The 15,251-nt window shown below is 58.4% G+C and carries 11 protein-coding genes and 1 pseudogene; 4 read left to right on the top strand and 8 right to left on the bottom strand.

The window, feature by feature from the left end; genetic code table 11:
• Nucleotides 1–261 precede the first annotated feature (261 nt).
• The 3 genes and pseudogenes from AS156_RS40990 to AS156_RS19960 form a co-directional block, all read left to right on the top strand.
• Nucleotides 262–737, top strand: a pseudogene (locus tag AS156_RS40990) (IS5/IS1182 family transposase); the annotation flags it as partial.
• A 984-nt stretch (nucleotides 738–1,721) separates the two neighbouring features.
• Nucleotides 1,722–1,961: a hypothetical protein gene (locus AS156_RS19965; RefSeq protein WP_136626326.1), complete on the top strand. Its 240-nt coding sequence runs from the start codon at nucleotides 1,722–1,724 to the stop codon at nucleotides 1,959–1,961.
• Nucleotides 1,961–4,432, top strand: a complete 2,472-nt coding sequence (locus tag AS156_RS19960) for an AAA family ATPase (protein ID WP_066507832.1) — start codon at nucleotides 1,961–1,963, stop codon at nucleotides 4,430–4,432. Before AS156_RS19965 ends, AS156_RS19960 begins: the two co-directional genes overlap by 1 nt.
• Nucleotides 4,433–4,667: 235 nt before the next feature.
• Here AS156_RS19960 and AS156_RS45645 read toward each other — a convergent pair whose 3' ends face one another.
• Both AS156_RS45645 and AS156_RS19955 read right to left on the bottom strand, forming a co-directional pair.
• Nucleotides 4,668–4,793 (bottom strand): hypothetical protein, encoded by a 126-nt coding sequence (locus AS156_RS45645; RefSeq protein WP_283807933.1) that lies wholly within the window; start codon nucleotides 4,791–4,793, stop codon nucleotides 4,668–4,670.
• A 92-nt stretch (nucleotides 4,794–4,885) separates the two neighbouring features.
• Entirely contained in the window at nucleotides 4,886–6,490 is a 1,605-nt protein-coding gene (locus tag AS156_RS19955; RefSeq protein WP_082747622.1) for a carbohydrate porin, read from the bottom strand.
• A 930-nt stretch (nucleotides 6,491–7,420) separates the two neighbouring features.
• On the opposite strand from AS156_RS19955, the gene AS156_RS19950 reads away from it, so the two are divergent.
• Nucleotides 7,421–7,936 carry a hypothetical protein gene (locus tag AS156_RS19950; RefSeq protein WP_245312977.1) on the top strand — a complete coding sequence of 172 codons (516 nt, stop codon included), beginning with the start codon at nucleotides 7,421–7,423 and terminating at the stop codon, nucleotides 7,934–7,936.
• A gap of 464 nt (nucleotides 7,937–8,400) precedes the next feature.
• On the opposite strand, the gene hemN is transcribed toward AS156_RS19950, so the two are convergent.
• The 6 genes from hemN to AS156_RS19920 form a co-directional block, all read right to left on the bottom strand.
• Nucleotides 8,401–9,735: an oxygen-independent coproporphyrinogen III oxidase gene (hemN, locus tag AS156_RS19945; protein ID WP_066507828.1), complete on the bottom strand. Its 1,335-nt coding sequence runs from the start codon at nucleotides 9,733–9,735 to the stop codon at nucleotides 8,401–8,403.
• A 648-nt stretch (nucleotides 9,736–10,383) separates the two neighbouring features.
• Nucleotides 10,384–10,584, bottom strand: a complete 201-nt coding sequence (locus AS156_RS40985) for a hypothetical protein (protein ID WP_082747621.1) — start codon at nucleotides 10,582–10,584, stop codon at nucleotides 10,384–10,386.
• A gap of 794 nt (nucleotides 10,585–11,378) precedes the next feature.
• Nucleotides 11,379–13,151 (bottom strand): tetratricopeptide repeat protein, encoded by a 1,773-nt coding sequence (locus AS156_RS19940; protein WP_082747620.1) that lies wholly within the window; start codon nucleotides 13,149–13,151, stop codon nucleotides 11,379–11,381.
• A gap of 5 nt (nucleotides 13,152–13,156) precedes the next feature.
• Complete coding sequence (locus tag AS156_RS19930) at nucleotides 13,157–13,813, bottom strand: DUF3540 domain-containing protein (protein ID WP_066507822.1); 657 nt, start codon at nucleotides 13,811–13,813, stop codon at nucleotides 13,157–13,159.
• Nucleotides 13,814–13,830: 17 nt separating this feature from the next.
• The gene (locus AS156_RS19925) at nucleotides 13,831–14,787 is read right to left on the bottom strand and encodes a hypothetical protein (RefSeq protein ID WP_066507819.1); all 957 of its coding nucleotides are present in this window, start codon (nucleotides 14,785–14,787) and stop codon (nucleotides 13,831–13,833) included.
• Nucleotides 14,788–14,841: 54 nt separating this feature from the next.
• The gene (locus tag AS156_RS19920) at nucleotides 14,842–15,249 is read right to left on the bottom strand and encodes a DUF4150 domain-containing protein (protein WP_201456071.1); all 408 of its coding nucleotides are present in this window, start codon (nucleotides 15,247–15,249) and stop codon (nucleotides 14,842–14,844) included.
• Nucleotides 15,250–15,251 lie beyond the last annotated feature (2 nt).

Genomic DNA, 15,251 nt, shown 5'->3' with positions numbered 1-15,251 from the left:
ATCTCAATCGGAAGGGCACAATATCCCGCCGAGGTTTGCGAGACGGAAAAGACGAATGGAGAAACGGTTCCACCGACACTTCTGAAGCCTGGTTCGCAGCCATGGGCCCCTTGTCGAGGCCGTCGAGTTATTGAGGACAGGAGTGAGCGGATATCCATATTGGCTCGAGGCGACAGCCTCAAATTGAAGCCGGATAGATTGGCGCAGACCGCTACATCCTTTTGTCGATTCCTCTTGCAACGCGGGCGTGGTCCATAGATCGGCTGCAAGGTCAGTATCGCCACCCCCGTGACGTCTCCGAAGGGCGGCCAGTTCGTGCTTCACGCCAAGGCCCTGCACGGCAATCCCTTCGATGGGCACACGCTCGGCCCCGTGATCGCCGACATGGAGAAGCTCACCGGCGTGGAGGCTCGCCGCATCCACGTCGACAAAGGTTATCGCGGCCACAATCACCCGCATCGGTTCAGAGTCTGGATCTCGGGTCAGGTCGCCGCGTCACAGCTCCCATCCGCCGCGAGATGAGGCGTCGCGCGGCTGTCGAGCCCGTCATCGGTCACATCAAGGCCGAGCACCGCATGGACCGCAACTATCTCAAAGGGCGTCCCGGCGACTGTATCAACGCTGTCCTCGCCGCCGCCGGCTACAACTTCGGCCTGCTCCTGCGATGGCTCGCAGAGCTCCTGCGTGCCATCATCCGAGCCTTCCTTGAGACCATCCCGGCGCCAAATATCGCCTGAGCCCGGCGGCGCGCCGGTTCTTCACGAACGACCAGATACGCTGTGCGTTTTGAATGACCTCCGACGGGGCGGACATGTCCGCTTACGAAGACGAGCCGCGCTGTCGCTCAGATTTGCGAACTTTCAAGGCGCGGCGTTTCATCGTCGCCGTCAGTTTCTTTGTTCCTGGTTTGTTGGGCGCAACGCGTAGTACGCTACCGGCTCCCGAAACAAATTGACCACCCTTGTCTATTCGTTTCATGCAGTTCTCCAATTAATATAGCTTTATCCGAATCGGGATGTCGAAGTAGCCCCAACCGCTAGCGAACAAGCGCATCCGTCGTTGGTGCATCTGTATTTCCATCATCGGCGTATGTGCCTTACCGCATACGAAAGGCAGGGACAAGCTTCCGGGGGGACGCACATCAAGCTTTGTGCGATCCGGACGGATGGCGTCACCATGCCGGTGCGCACCGCCTCGGTGTTTCATGGCGATGCCAATCCAAAATGTCCGACGTGATCGATATTTCTTTCGATCACGCACGGCTTAATGATCCATGAATAAACGAGTGGGCGCAATAGACCTGGATCGCAACCGATGATTATCTCATTGAAGCGAGCAACGCTGGCGGAAGAATTTCGACTATGCTGATTGGCGCATTCTCCAAGACGGCCAAATCGAACCTCACAAGTATCGAGCTTTCCGAAGCTGCCGACCCTGGAAGGTCCCGTCAAACGACGAATGGCCTTCTCCGTGTGCCTGTTGTTCAAGGTATCTCATTGAATGAGCCACCTCCTCCCGCGATCTGACAAGCTCAAGGCAGCAATCAGGATCATCGATATTCCGTACGAAGCGTACAAAGTTCGTGAGACTTAGGCCGACAATTCAGCCGGTCGTGCCGAGATAGCCATGGCCGCGCCCGCAAAGCAGTATAGATAGAGCGGAGATGTTTTGCCTTACGACAGCGCGTGGGCATGAAGCACAAAGTACGCTCGGAGATTATTGTGACGAAGAACGAACTCGTGTTCGAGATCGATGATACTAAAACAGTTGATCAAAACATTTGTGCACTTTCGATCGCGCTCAACGGGATCGACGATCCAATGGCAGGCGTCCTGTCAAATGCACTTTCGAAGCTCAGCCTGGACATCGCTCTCGATCAAGAGGCGATCCTTGATGCATTGTACCTGGCGACGGCGCCGGTCGAACCGCAGCAAATGCCTTCCGAAGAAGGCGCTGCCTAATGAGCGGCTGGTATCTTCAGAAGGTCTCTATCGAAGGGTTTCGCGGGATCAACAACGAGGGTGCACCACTTGTCCTCAAGCTCAAGCCGGATTGCGTCAACTCGATCTCCGCGCCGAATGGGGTTGGGAAGACATCAATTTTTGATGCGGTGGTCTACGCGATTACGGGCCGCATTCCCAAGCTGGACGACTTGCCTGCGACCGAAAAGGGCTCGTCCTATTATCTCAATCGCTTCCATGCGGGTGGTGTGGGAACGATCGTCCTGAGCCTTGTGCCGGCTAATGGTGGCGCCGAGGTCGATGTGACCGTTCGGCGCGACGCCGCTGGGACGCGAACTGTTGTGGCCAGCGCAGGTGCAGACGGAAATGCGATCCTGGCGGACCTCAATCGCGAGTTCGTCCTGCTCGACGGAAAGACATTTCAGGACTTCATCGATCTTGCGCCGCAAAGGCGCGGCCGATCGTTCGCTGGACTGCTGGGCTTGAAACGCTATTCATCGCTGCGGCAGGGACTGGCGTCGCTGGCAAATACCAAGGCGTTTAACAATCACTTCGCCATCGGCGGCAAGGAAGCCAAGCAAAACAGCGCCCACGTCCGCCTCGAGCGAGCACGGACCAACGTCAAGGAGGCCTTCACAGCGCTGGTCGCTGAAGAGTACGATCCGGCGGAAGCCGAAGCAACGATGCTTGCGAAGGCGCATTCCGCCCTAAGTGGCATCGAACTGCTCAAGCCGCTCTGCGAGGGTCGGACGTTCGAGGAAATCGACCCCTCAAAGTGTATCGATGCAGCGAAAGTTGCCGAAGGAGGTGAGGCGAGGGCGGAACTTGCGAAGATCCTGCGCGATGAGGCGAGGTGGTCCGAGGCCCTGAAAGCCGCGCCCAGCGAAGAGGATGCCAAGCGCCTGGTGGAACTGGCCGACGCTCGCGACACCACCCTGAAGCTCACTCAGGGAGATCTGTTCCGCCAGCTCTACGGGGTAAGCGAAATCATCCTCGCAGACGACAGTTGGGGAGATAAATGTGTCTGCCCGACGTGTGATCGATCGGACGCCGGTTCGGTTCTCGATCATGTTCGCCACAAGAACGCGGCGTTTGAGGCGGTGGAATCAGCTTCGGCCAATCTGGCGCAAGAATGGACCGAAAAAGGCTGGAATCAGCTCGATGAATTAGAACGGTTAGGCCGCCAGGCAGAAGAGCAAGCCCAACTCGCCGAGGCAAGGGACGTCGGACTGAAGGGCGCGCTCGACGGCGCGCGAGCACGCGCCGTCACCGAATGGCTGAAGACCCTGGCAGATCGCGCAGTGTCCAAGGTGAAAGACCTCACCGAAAACAAAGTGGCCCTGGAGAAGAGCCTTCCCGACAAGCTCACTGCTGTCGTGGAGAAGGCCGAGGCCGCACGCCGGCTGCAGAGCAATTTGTCGGACTTGCGCGCTGCCTTGAGCGAGCAATCCGCTATCGCTGCGGAGCTTGCGCGCATTGCTCGGGTGAAGAAGTTCCTTGACGCAGCCAATTCATGCTTCGCCGGTGCCGAGTCCGCCGCAAGCGCGCGCCGGCTCGCCGCGATCGAACCCGTCACGCGAAAAATCTTCGCGGCGATCATGTACACCGATGTCGTGCCAGCCCTCAAAAAGCGGGCGGGCAGCGAAGATCTGTCCATCTCTCTCGCACAGTTCTGGACACTGCCGGGCATCTCAGCTCAAGCCGTCCTCTCCGAGAGCTATCGCAACGCCTTCGCGATCAGCGTCTATTTGGCGGCCGCGTCGCTCTATGGCGGGGGCGCCAGGTTTCTAATTCTCGATGACGTAACATCCAGCTTTGATTCTGGGCATCAATTCCATCTGATGAACGTGATCAAAGGACAATTTGCCCGCCCTGGTGTCGTCGATGGTCCGCAGGTCATTCTGCTCAGCCATGACACCGTCCTGGAGAAGCTATTCAATACAAATGTCAAAGACGGCGGCTGGTGGCATCAATGCATCCAGGGCACCGCACGGACATCGGTGCTGCCGCAATCGGGCGCAATCCATAGGATCCGTGATGCGACGCGCGCCCTTCTTGATACTGGAAACACCGATGATGCGGCCCCCCGTATCAGACAGTACCTCGAGTTCAAACTCGAGGAGGTGATCTCAAGGGTCGGTATTCCCGTGCCGATTGCCATTGCCTTCAATGATGATAAACACATGGCGAAAAACCTGATAGACGCCGTCAAGGCGGCCGTCGACCTCCACCATGCCGCTGGGCGCCTGGTCTTAGAGCCGGCCCAACTCGCGGGCCTCGGCACCTCGGTTGCGACTATAGTGAGCAACTATCTGGCTCACTGGTCGACCGGACAGACCCACGCCTTCACGGCCCCTTCGCTTAAGGGCGTCATGCAAGCGATTGAAAGTTTCGCGGGTTGTTTTCAATTCGAAGATCCGGCAGGCTCGGGCCACTACCGCTATTACCGCTCGCTTAGCCAAAAAAGCTGAGATCGGTGCGCCGTTCCAAGCCCCGCAGTAAGGTCATCCAACGGGTGGGGCTCGCCAGGTAGACCACCGGATGGTGTGTCCTCGTCGCGATGCCAGTTTTTTGGACGCTCCAAGGCGGTCGTTCAGGGATAGAGCGCACGCAGGCGGCAACGACCAGGCACTGGTTTTCGCCAGGATTTGCGCGATTGAGCGGATGTCACCGGCTGGTGTTGCCGCCGAACAGCGGAGGCCGAGCCTACGTGCCGGCAGCTGACTGTATGAAATCGATTATCGAGCGGTAATGGTAGCCAACACCCAGCACGATGGCGTCGGCGAACGCAATTGCCAGCTCATCCGCCGCACGTTGGTGTACGGCGATCACGACTGACGATCCTGAGGAACTGGTCCCTGCGCGTTCGCGCCAAAGGTCTGCACGGGCAGCGCAAGCGAACGGTCGGTTCGGTCTGCCAGGACTTAGAAAAATATCGAGGTAGACACCAACAGATTCAGAGCATGTCCCGTTTCGCGCGTATGTATAATGCTTGTCGGGTGGTTGATGTAAGTCAATCCTGCGCTTGCATATATACCTGGCGCCAAATGTGCAGTATAGGTTCCTGAGATCGCTGTGCTGTCACGATGTACGAGATGCCCCTTGGTTAAGGCGGTATCCACTGCAAAGTGGCTCCAGACTGTGTTGGTGGCAACAATAGCAATCTGATCGCTGGGCCGGCCGTCGAACAGCCCTTTTGCGTAGAGACGAAGCTCGTAATATTGACTGGCTCGATTTAGGTCAGGCGGAGCGTACATGACCGAGAGCCCGCCATAGATCCCGCGGGATGCCAAGCCCTGGACATCGGACTGCCAGAGTTGTCGATCCGCAGCGACATAGTAGACATTGTTCGCGTTGGTTCTCGGCTGCGTCGGATGCTGCAAATTCGTATAGCTGCTATCGTTGAAGCCTATGCCAGCCCGTAACCAAGTCTCGGGTAGGCCCGGAGCAGCTTTGCACTTGTAGCCGGCTTCATCGAGCCAAAGAATCCCCGCATTGGCAGTGCTCCAGTCCAGGCCGGTGGGATTTTCGGTTATCTGCGCATAGTGACCATCTGGACTGAGTGAGCGCTGGATTGAGAGCTTGTTATATATGTGATCATCAACATTATACTTCAGGTTGAAAGCTGGCGTGGGCGCTGCATTGTTGCTCATCCCGGCTTGAAACAGGATGTTCGAGGAGGGGCCCAAAACGCTTGCTCCGGCGTTGCCTCCGACGACGGTGCCCGCAAACTCATTTTGGTTTCGGAGGTAACCCATTTTGAGTTCGAGTTTCCCGTCGAAGAATGTCTGGTAGTAGGCAATTGTATTGATGCCAAGCCTATCGGGCCCGCCAGGCTTCCAAGTCCAATATTGCTGCTGAGCGCCGACGATGATCTGGCCATCGGCAATACCAAAGCGGCTGAGATCGTAGGTTACGATCATGAAATTGACGGAACCGAACGTCGGATTCTGCCCCATGTATAATTGATTGGCGATGCTGGTTCTGGCTGCGCCTGGCAGTTGATTATTTACGAGGCTGTTTACCGTGCCGCCAACGTAACCGATGCCGACGTCTGCCAGCGCGGACCTAACGCCGTCTTTATCCTGATCTATCGTATCGGCAGGACCAGGTATGTTGAGCCACATACCCTTTTCGCGGAGGGTTTCGAATTTTGCGAACGGGTCGGCCGTCTTTTGCATTCTGTTCGTTGTAACCGTATTCGCGCTGTTGCAGTTTGTGAGAGGCATGCTGGAAAGTCGTGCAAGTGTCGGGCGACCGGAAGGACACGTTGCTTGTTTGAGCTGGCTGCGTTGGAGCTTCGGGGCCGGATCCATTTGGGCTCTTCTTTTGGCATCCCTACCCGCAGTGTCGCTTGTTGGGGTAAGAAGGCTGGTGGTTTGTGCCAGCGTCGAATTGCTGGCGAGATCCGCTGCGAGCGAAAGCGCGATCAAAAGCGCTGCACGCTTTGGAGTTGATTGAAAGATGGAAATGGATGCTGCGACAGAGCGCATCCGAATCGAAATCGCCGCAACAACGCGAGCATGCATAGTGAACTCCGCGACCGTATTTGCTGGCCTTGAATGGATTGCGCTTCGGCCTGAATGGCTCCAGACTGATCCTGATCTTTGACGGCTGAGCGCCGCTGCCGTCTCGCTTGAGAGCTGTCTGTCCCGGCGAGATCCGGTTAGTCTTTGCGAGTCTCGTCACTCATGGGCACGCCATGACATTCCGCGGCGTACGTGTCCGACGGCGGCCCGGACAGCTTTGAAAGCTGCGCGCTCGGCGAGCGGGGCCGAAAGTACATCATGGACTTCCGTGAGAAAGGCGAGGTCGCGGTGGGGCAGACCTGACCGTTGCAGGCGACGAGTTAGCACATCCATCAGGTCCATTGGGGCGGCCGGATCTATCTTGCATCCCGAATTCCTTGATGTGTGAGCCACACGACGTTCGTTGACGACGATTGCCACGCGTTCGTCATCTCCATCAATTGCTAGGGTTGGTAGTTGACTGGAGCGCCGATGCGGGATCGCGGATCGCACCGTTCGGGGGAGACACAGGTCGTCATCTTGACGAACTCCGAAGGTGGTTCGTCAATGCAAGCCGAACGTCGGGACTCGTGAGCGACGCCCGCTCAGCCTTTCACGCGCCTATCTCTAAAAGGGGCGAATTCGGCCAGGTCCTGCAAGATAATCTGCAAGGTTCGTTCGAATGACGACAAAATGCTGCGCCGCCGCCAGTGCAGATAAGAACTATTGCTTCGCAATGGCGCTAGATGTAGGAGGCGGCCTTGCGCAAAGTGTCACGTTGCGCTGCTCACTAAGCTTCGCCTTGTGAGAGCTGATGACCGGACGATCCGACGATTTGCGGACAACGATACTGTTGACCGTCATGATTCGCGGTAACGCTTGATCAGCTTGGGGATCGCCTCAACGAGAAAGCCAATGCGGACCGGGGACGACGGACGAGGGATGATGGAGATGATGGATCAAGCCGCCGATTCGGATTTGCCCTCGGTCTTGCAAGGATCGTCAAGACGCGTGCCGTGGGGTTTAGCGCTCATGGTTCTTCTCCTCGGCCTGTGCGCTGCAGGAGCCTATTTTTGGAGAACCGTCGCAGAATTTGTCGACACGGCGACGGCCCGTGAAGTCGCCCCAATGCCAGGTTTGTCATCGGAGGACAGGGCGGCACTGTCTGAGATTCAATCGGGACAACAGAAGGCGAGCGATCAGATCGCGGAGCTAAATCGTAATTTCGATGCTCAGCGGGCCGACTTGAAACGACTCTCGGATCAAATCGCAGCCCTGACTTTACGAATAGACGCGTTGCAGATTCCGGTCCCCTCCGCTTCTCCTCCTCCCGTTCCACCTTCACCGCAAGCCCACGCCGTTTCGAGGCTCACCAAGAAGCTCGTGCGGCCGGCCAAACCAGCAGGGGCGGTTTCCGTCGGGGGCGCGCCACTCATCCTTGGACCGAAAACCGACGAGCCCAGGTGACGCCTTACAGGTCTAGTCCAGCGCTACCGGTTGCCGTTCGATGGGTACGCCGCTTCTCGCTAAGCGGCCTTCGATTACGATACCAGAATCCTACCGCGGTGCTGGTGTTCCCAACGAGACTTCGCTGAGGTCGTCGCCATCGTTGCAGTAGCCGACTGCAGTCTGGTGCAGATTTCGCAGAACCATTTCTGCGGATCTAGGCGATCCGCTGAGCGACGAAAATCCGCCGCGCCACGCTTGAAATCGAGCTGGCTAGTTTTGATGCCATTTCTATGGATCTCGCGGATGCCGCACGATGGTGAACGCGCTGCTGGCTGTTGCGCGTGCGATGACCTGGAAGCTCAAGCCTGAACCCGCCACACGTCACTTATCCTCTCGGAAACCTCGCCAAGCTGCTCGTGCCTCTTGCGATCTACGGGCTCGCGACAGGCGGCACGACATTTGGATCCGCTTGGTTGGCTCTGCTAATAGGGCTTGCGGTCGAGATAGGCGTCGAAAGCAGCAGCAACGGCGCGTATCATGAAGCGGTGCTCCTGCCTCACGCGGACGAAGCCGTTCTGGATGTCCACTATCCCGTCCGCGGCGAGCATTGCCAATCGTTCAGCTGAATCGAGAAAAGAGAGCGCATCAAATCCGTGGGCCGTACAGATCGCCGACACGTCGGCCTCCAAATCGCACATCAGCCGCTCGATGATTGCGGCTCGAACGCGGTCTTCGTCAGTGAGACTGTACCCCTTTGACGTCGCCAAACGCCCGGCTCTAATGTGCTGGATGTAGGGACCCGTTACAACTTCGTTCTGGACGTAGCCGTCACCGAGACGGCCGATGGCCGACGTGCCCAAGCCGATTACTGTATTACAGGTATCGGCTGAGTAACCCAAGGAGTTGCGCCGCAGGCGACCAGTTTTCTGCGCCAGCGAGAGTTCGTCATCTGGCAACGCGTAATGGTCGAGCCCGATTGGGTGGTAGCCAGCAGCGACCAGCGTATCGGCCACGGCCGCAGCCTGGTCGGCACGGCTCGCGCAGTCCGGTAGCGCCGCCTCATCGATCAGGCGCTGACGTTTCATATACGAAGGAACGTGCGCATAGCCGAAAACCGCCAGACGGTCGGGACGCATGACCACCGCCGTCGTTGCGGACTGGACGCAGGACTGCACCGTCTGATGTGGCAGGCCGAAGATGAGATCGAAGTTGATGCGGCCTATTCCATGCCGGCGCAGATTTTCGATGGCAGCCGTCGTCTGCGCCTCACTCTGGATGCGGTTGATCGCTTTTTGAACGATAGGATCGAAGCTTTGCACGCCCAGGCTCGCGCGGTTCACGCCGGCTGCTCCCAAGGCGTCGGCCATTTCCATCGTAAACGTGCGCGGGTCGATCTCGACTGCGATCGTAGCCGTTTTCCGAAAGGCGAAGCGGCTGCGCAAGACTTCCATCAGGGCCGGAAACTCCGCGGGCTCGATGAGGGTCGGCGTGCCACCGCCAAAGTGCACGTCACTCACAGGCAGAACTTGCGGCGCCTGCTCCGCTACCAGACGAATCTCTTCACGCAGCACCGCCAAATAATCGAGGATTGGTGCATTCCGACGAGTGAAGGTCGTGGGGAAGCCGCAATACCAGCAGATCGAACGACAGAACGGAATGTGGAGATAGAGCGACACGGCGCCGTCAGCCGGCAAGCCCCTCAGCCATTTCTCACAAGTCTCGGCGCCGACAACCGCGGAGAACTCCGGTACAGTTGGATAGATGGTGTACCAAGGCAGGCGGGCATCGTAATACTTTTCTAGGAGCGAGATCTGCAATGGTACCGCCCCATGGCTTTACCAGCATGACGGTGACCGCTGCGCTCGCCTGTGTCGTTGCGCTATGTCAATTGGTCCGCCGCTTCAGCCGGAAAATCCGCCATCCCGTCGACGTTGCTCATGCGGATGCTCGCAGCTTTCGACCAGACCCCGTCGGGGCGCTTCTCATTGTTTGTGCCGCTACCAAACGCACAACGCCGCCCGCTTGAAATACACGCGGACGGCGCTGGTTCTAGCCCCAGGAGGGATGTGGCAAAATCCTGATGAAGAATAATTTGCACGAAGCGCGCAAAGCTTTCATGGCCAAAAAGGGATAGTCGCCTCCGTAAGACTACGGTACTCCAAGCAGTGTTCGGCCTTAGCTCAACCGTCAAAGTTCCGGTGACCCGCAAGCTGGTTTGACTCCAGCAGCAGTACGGTATCTAGCAAATCCCCAATGGCCAACCCGCTCAGCAACGCCGAGCGCAACCAGTGGCGTGATCCGTACTCAAAGCAATACGATTCAATCCCCTTGAGTTTCGGCTGGAAAATTCAGGCATCAGTTGTCAGAGCGGGTACGCGGTCCCGAGACCGGGTCATCAAGGGGCCGACCAGTCTCCGTGCGGCTGGGCTGCCAACTGAGGCTGCCTTACGAGAAGTGTAGTTCTGTTAGGTTGGTGGCCGCAGCTCCCGCGAGGCCAGCCACTTCGCCGTCCGGCAGACTGCTTCAGCCTGCCGCGCCCGGCGAATAAGCCGGTCGCGCTCAACTCCTGGCGGGGTTCCACGGGCCTCTTTGCGCAGCCGTTCAGCTTCCGCACAGGCGTTCCCGTCGACGCGATCGATTTGCTTGGAAAGATGGAGCTCGGTCATGTGCTCCCCTCCCATATTGTGCAGGCTTGAGCGCGTCCGGTGTCACCCACGCCTACGGACAGAGCCTTCGCCGGTGATGTTGCAACAATGATGCCGTCCAAAGATGGTTGCAAGGAACTTCCGGCCCGCGAGATCACGGTGAACATTTAGGGACCGATCACATTTGTTGCCGGGAGAACATCTGTGGACCCCTAGGTAGTCTGCCGACAAACATAAGTTAAGTCTCGGTTTCCTTTGCTCAATCCGAACCAGGACACCTAGGGCCCCGGGTTTTGGCACGGACAGCACCCGAAGGTAAGGTCCCTATCCCGAATTCGGACACCCGCAAACGGGAACTACGGCCACTGCCATGACTTGCAAATTTGCATGCGGTCACCCGAGCGAGGCCAACGCTATCCCCATGTTCAAACCAGATCACTTGGATGCAGTGGACCACGGTTTCCTCGGCTTCGCGGTGGCGTCGTTCATCGCGCTCGTCCTCAGCATCGGTTGGCTGCTGATGGGATGACAAGCCCAATCCTAGCCACAGCCTTTACCTAGATAAACTTTGAGCGGGACACGCGTGAGTTGTTCCACTAAGTGTGGTTTCGCGCTTCCCTTGGCCCCTTCTGGGGAGACGCATCTCCAAGGAGACGGGCCCGGCGCGCCCGCTGGGCCCCTTTTGTTGAGGAATCCTTGGCCTGCCCGACTATCGTGTATCGGAGGCTGAATCTTCCGCTCGAAAACGACGCCTCATGCAGCAGCTGCAGTAAAACCTGTACAATACACTTTCAGATGGGCTCGGGAACCAGCCGTCAATCCAATGCTAGCGCACGCAGCAGGGCATCGAGCCGTTGGCGGCCTTCATTGATTGCTGCATCCCAGTCACCGAGCCGTTCCTGCACGACGACTTTGAATGACGGGTACCACATTGGCTTTCCGCCAGCCTGGGCCCAATACCAGGGATAACCGCGCGGCACCAAGACCACGCCGGGAATGCCGAGCGCCCCGGCGATATGGATAGCGAAGCTATCGGGCCCCACCACGGCATCTAGATTGGCGATCACCGCTATCAAGTCCGCGGGGCACTCGATATGCACACCAGCATCGATCGGGCGGCTCCATCGGCTCATGCTATGTCGTCGCGCGTCCGCCATCAGACTGACCGGCGTACCGGACTGAGGAAGCACGGCGGCGACCTGCTCCATCGATAGGCCGAGAGCGCCGCCCTCCCATACGATCCCCAGGAGGGGCCTTGCGAACGTGGCCAGGGAAGCCCGCCACTTGGCGAAGAGCTCAGCCTCGGGTCGCAGGTAGGGAATGCCATCGGCAATGTTCTCCGTGTCAGTCGACAGAATGCTCAATAACGATTGCAGGGGCGTAGCTGAGAGCTCAGACCCCGGCTCATCGAAAATGACCTGCTGGGCCAGGCCGGAAAGAACAGCCCGGTAACGCGGCTCTGCGACGACGTGCACATTTTGTTGGCTAGCCAACCGAGGCAATAGACGAAGGAGCGCTACGAATTCGAGGGCGCAAGTCGCCGGCGGCACGAGGATCCGCGTCGCCAGCGCCAAGTCGGCCGGTTTGGGCATCGGGAAGCGACCGAGCGACAGTGCAAGTGTCGTCTCCAGAGACCTCGCTGATTCGTCGTCAGGTCGCGTATGAGCGACGTGGCTGGCAAGCGTGAGGGCTTCATCAAACCGGCCGACGAATTGCAGAACGCTTGCCAGCGCAAGCGTCGCGGATGGATGCGATTTGTGTGCACGTACGAACTGTGTGAGCTCCGCAATTGCCCTATCCTCCTGGCCATTGGCAATCATGACGCGAGCCAGGATCTGTCGCGCGCCAAGATGGATCGGTGCAGAGGCGAGCAACCTCCTGCAGGTGGTCTCCGCTTCTGCCCAGAGCCCGGTCGCAGCACGGCAATAAGCCAGATGCGCGAGCCCGGCTATGTCGAGTGGCGACCGCAGGTGCGCGCGTTCCGCAACGTTGAGCGCCTCGTCGAAGCAGCCGCGCTCAAGCAAGAGCACCGACAAATTGCGTAGCGTATCGGGATCGTCCGGGGCAAGGTCCAGGGCGCGAAGCAATGTGGTCTCGGCCGACGAGTAATCGCGCAAGGCGAGATCGATGGTGCCAAGTTGAAGGAGGGCGCGCGCATTGCCTGGCTCGTCTTGGACAACCGCCTCCGCGATCGCGCGGGCTTCCGCAATGTCGCCGCGACGTTCCAGGGCATGCGCCAGCGCGAGCTTGATCTCTTGTTTGCGCGGCGCGAGCGCAGCTGCGCGCTTGAGGCAAATGACCGCCTCGTCAAGGCGGCCGAGCATTTCGTGGGCGATACCGAGGTTAGCAGCAAGACCGGCGTGATCAGGATAGCAGGTCGCCGCCTCTGCCAACAGGTCGAACGCCAAATCAATTCGCTGCCGCGCGAGCGCTAATGTGCCCTTTGCATTGAGCGTATCGGGATCGCTTGTGGCAACGGGCGCCTCCAGCAGCGCCTCAGCTTCATCGAGCCGTCCGGCCGCAATAAATTCCTGCGCCGTTGTAAGCCGGTCTTGCCGGGTCGGAGCCGGCATGCTCGTGGACAGCATGCGCGTTATGCAACTGTCACGCGTTTGCCGTCGAGGCGGAGATCCTCGCTCACCGCGATGACCTTGCTATGCGCCGTTTCGGAGGCGATCCCGCTGATCCTAATGGCTTGCGTTTCGGTCTGTAACGAGTCGATACGTTCGATCATCGCGACACGATTGACCGCCTTTATCGTAAGTGAATCGGCGCTCGCTTCCTGGATGCCCGCCGAGCTCCGGAAACGGTCCGCGATCAAAGTGTAGAGCTTGCCGATCCAAGTCCCCTTGTTCGCGAGAACGGCGAACAACTTAGCCTGCAGATCGATACTATCGGCGCGCAGTGATATGCGCTGGCGAGCGGCGATGGTGATGGTCCCGCCATCGATCGACATTTTGCGATCCCCCGGTAGACCGACCGTGCCCCAACTGGAACCTGTTCGCTCGAGTACGGTCAAGACAAAGGCTTGCTCCGCCTCGCTGAACAGCAGAACCACATCTTGAGCAACAGGACGGACCAGACAGCCAACGGCCACCGCCGCCGTGTGACGAGCGCCTGAGACGTCGACCTCCACCGCCGCGCCATCATCGCTGACCGACACGACACGAGCAGTGTGATATCCAGGCTTGAGCAAGCGCTTGGCCATCGCCAAGATATCGGTGTTTGTGGCACGGAACGTCATCGTCATTCCTGCTCTCCAACCGGCTACATGAAAATGATTGACTTCTTTTGTATGACTTCCTCGTTGCCGGTGCTCGACATGATCTCCGCTTCTCGCCTCACAATCTTGTGCTCCTCGGTGTGTAACTGTCCCTTGCTCACTTCTTCTTCAATTACGGACACGCTGGTCTTGCAGACCTTGCCGTCGCGGCCGACCCGCTTGAAATCGTCCCCTGGCGCGAGCTTGAAATCGTTCGTCCTAAGGATCTTGGTGTCACTATCAGCCGACTTGTAATCGGGCCCGAAGACAGACTTGGTCGAATTGCCGATCACATGCTTGATGTCGTTGCCTTTGACAAACTGGAGTTTGTTGCCGATGGTTACAGAGATCATATCACTGAGATTGACCGAACGTTCGCGGGAGACTTTGTACGTGAACGATTCCCCGAAGAACAGGCACACGCTACGGGCCATCGTCAGGGTGGTGACTGCGCCTTTCATGCAGGTGAATCTGGTTCCCTGGAAGAACTCCTTAGTGCTACCCATCGTTCGCTTTTCCGCGTCGCCGTCATTGGTTTCCGACTTGTGGCCTTTGTTGATCACCTTGATGCGGTTCGAGGCCGTCAAGGTGATGTCGGCGGGCGTCCCGTTGGCACCGGCGGTGATTGATACCCCATTCTCGGCTGCGATCTCATAGGTGCCTTTCGAGACCATATGTCGGGAGTTGCCGTTCGCGACCTCCGTGGTCTGACCACGACCGATTTTCATCAGTGCCGCGCCTTCGACATTTGCCTGCAGGTCCTGATTGGTGAAAGCAAATATGCCCGCATTGTCGCTTCCCTGCTTGCTGGTTGCAGTCAGGCTTTCGTCAACAGTCGTCGTCAGTCCAGTGACAATGTTTGCCTCCTCGCTCGAATAGGCGCCAAGACGCAGATAGGTTGACTTCGTCAGCGGAGAGATCGGCGTCTCTGGAACGACTAATCGCGTAAAAGCATTTGGCATAGTGGAGGCTCCCTCCCTGATCATATAACTCTGTCGGCTAACCCTGTCGGTACTTTAGCGCAGCGCCATCAAGCGGATTTGAGAGGGCGATATAGAAAATCCGAACGCGTTCGGGCTGGCGCCGTTCTGCTTTGTCGGCATCCCCATTTTGGTTGCCGGTGACCCTCCGATGGACAAATTGTTCGATCCGGCCTTGGCGCGGCCAGGGCCCATGACAAGCCCAGACATGACGCCGAGGGCCACACCCGCGTTGTCACCTGTTGATGTCACGCGCTCGGTCGTCATGTTGTGTGCAGGCATACACATGATAAGGCAGCGAGACTGCGTGGGAATGGCCATCGTGTTCACTGCGATATTTGGATAGGGGACGGGCACGACGGCCGGACCGGATGGTGTATTGCAGACGTCGGGAAAGCCGAGATCCTGGGCCGGCATCGGGCCATTTGCATTGACAAAGGGCATCG

Origin of the sequence: Bradyrhizobium macuxiense (genome assembly GCF_001542415.1) — a bacterium.
GTDB classification, from domain to species: Bacteria; Pseudomonadota; Alphaproteobacteria; order Rhizobiales; family Xanthobacteraceae; genus Bradyrhizobium; species Bradyrhizobium macuxiense.
The sequence above is the reverse complement of the archived record's forward strand: the minus strand, read 5'-3'. Positions and strand labels throughout refer to the sequence as shown.